At 76.5% G+C, this 2,227-nt stretch carries 2 protein-coding genes; one reads left to right on the plus strand and one right to left on the minus strand.

Features of this window, described 5'->3' with window-relative positions; translation table 11 throughout:
* Window positions 1-244 precede the first annotated feature (244 nt).
* Window positions 245-1,963 (plus strand): AfsR/SARP family transcriptional regulator, encoded by a 1,719-nt coding sequence (locus AB0J52_RS37125; protein ID WP_500187609.1) that lies wholly within the window; start codon window positions 245-247, stop codon window positions 1,961-1,963.
* Here AB0J52_RS37125 and AB0J52_RS37130 read toward each other — a convergent pair.
* Window positions 1,960-2,227: hypothetical protein (locus AB0J52_RS37130; protein ID WP_500187610.1), on the minus strand; the 268-nt coding region annotated here is incomplete at its 5' end. The two genes, AB0J52_RS37125 and AB0J52_RS37130, sit on opposite strands and share 4 nt — an antisense overlap.

The following is a 2,227-nucleotide window of genomic DNA, read 5'->3' on the forward strand; positions in this document are numbered from 1 at the left end:
GAAGTCGGGCAGGTCGGCCGGGAGCTGCGCGGGCTGCGCGGCTTCGTACGGCCGGGCGGCCGGCGGTGCGGGCGGCACGTCGGTGCGTGGGAGTTCGGCGGGTGGGAGGTCGGCGGGCTGGAGGTGGGCGGGCAGGGCGTCGGCGGGTAGAGCTCTGGCGGGCGGCGCGTCGGACATGGCGATCCCCTCGTTCCCCTTAGCCGTTATTTTGCATGTCGGTCACGTCTGCGACGGAAGGGACCAGATGGGCGATGGTCCGCGGTTCGCGGTGCTCGGGCCGGTACGCGGATGGCGCGCGGACGCCGAGCTGGACCTCGGCGCTCCGCAGCAGCGCGCGATGCTGGCGTTCCTGCTGCTGCAGGAGGGACGGGCCGCCGCGGCGCAGACGATCGTGGAGGCGCTGTGGGGCGAGCGTCCGCCGGACCGGGCGCGCGGCGCGATCCGGACGTACGCGTCGCGGCTGCGTTCGGCCGTCGAGTCCGACCGGACGCGGCCCGAGGTGCTGGTGACCGCCGGGGACGGGTACCGGCTCGTCCTGCCCGGCGGCGCGCTGGACGCCACGCTGTTCCGGGCGGGGCTCGCGGCCGCCGACCGCGCGCGGGCGTCCGGCGACCTCGCCGCCGCGCGCCGCCTGGTGGTGGACGCGCTGGCGCTCTGGACGGGTGATCCGCTGGACGGCCTGCCGGGCCCGTTCGCGCGGGCTCAGCGCGCGCGGTTCACCGAGTGGCGGCTCGTCGCGTCCCAGACCCGGTTCGAGCTTGACCTCGCGCTCGGGAGGCACGAGGAGGCCGTCGCGGAACTGGCGGTCCTCGCCGCCGGGCATCCGCTGCGCGAGGCGTTCCAGCGCCTGCTGATGCTCGCGCTGCACCGTTCCGGGCGGCGGGCAGAGGCGATCGAGGTGTTCGAGCGGTCGCGGTCGCTGCTGGACGCCGAACTCGGCCTCGATCCCGATCCGGACCTGGTCGAGCTGCGCCGCGTCATCGCGGAGGGACGCGCTCCAACAGCGACCTCAGCGTCCGCATCGGCGGCTGCGCAGTTGCCGACCGACCTCATCGACTTCACCGGCCGGGACGAGCAGGTCTCCGCCCTCGTCCGCGTCCTGTCGGCGGGGCCCGCGGTGGCCGTGGTCCACGGGCCGGTCGGGGTCGGGAAGTCGGCGCTCGCCGTGCACGTCGCCCACCTGGTCCGGGACGCGTACCCGGACGGCCAGTTGTACGCCGACCTGCGGCGCAGCGATCCCGACGCGCTGCTCCTGGACTTCCTGCGCACGCTCGGCGTCGCGACCGGAGCCGTTCCCGGCCCTTCCGAGCGGACCGCGCTGCTGCGCTCCGTGCTGAACGGCCGCCGGATGCTGGTCGTCCTGGACAACGCGCCGGACGCCCGAACGGTGCATTCGCTGCTGCCCGGCGGAGAATGCTCGGTGCTGGTCACCTGCCGGGGCCGTCCGGCCTGCGTCCCGGACGCGGTCGAGCTCACCGAGTTCTCCGAACGCGAGGCCGCCGCGCTCTTCGCACGCGTCGCGGGCCCCGAGCGCGTCGCGGCGGATCCGGACGCCGTCGCGGAGGCCGTCGCCTTGTGCGGGCGGCTCCCGCTGGCCGTCCGGATCATCGCCGCGCGGCTGGCGTCCCGGCCCGGCTGGACGGCCGGGTCCCTCGCCCGCCGCCTCGCGGACGAGCGCCGCCGGCTCGCCGAGTTGAAGGTCGGCACGCTCGACGCCGAGGCGGTCTTCGCCCGCGAACACGCGCGACTCGACGCCGACCAGGCCGCGGCCTTCCGCCTTCTGGCGCGCGTCCTGCCGCCGTCCTTCTCAGCCGAAGCCGCCGCCGAAGCGCTGGAGCGTCCGCGGGCGGAGGCCGAGGCTGTGCTCTCAGCCCTGGCCGGTTCCGGCCTGCTCGCCTCCCCGGAGCCCGGCCGGTTCCGGTACCCCGACCTGCTCCACCTCTACGCCCGCCGCCTGCCCTAGCGGGCGGAGGTACCGGTCGGGCTGGGCAGTCCGCCACTGGGCAGTCCGTCGTCGGAGAGCCCACCGCCCGGCACGCCACCGCTCGGCAGGCCACCGCTCGGCAGATCGCCGGGGGCCAGGAGCGCCCGGACGTCGTCGGCCTCGGCCGTTCCGAGGTCGTCGAAGGCGGCCAGCGCCGTGCGCCACTCGCGCCGGGCGCGGTCCGTCTCGCCGAGCGCGGCCCACGCGCGGCCGAGGACGACCCGGGTGCGCGCCTGCTGCCAG

The organism is Spirillospora sp. NPDC049652 (genome assembly GCF_040675125.1).
Taxonomy (GTDB): Bacteria; Actinomycetota; Actinomycetes; order Streptosporangiales; family Streptosporangiaceae; genus Spirillospora.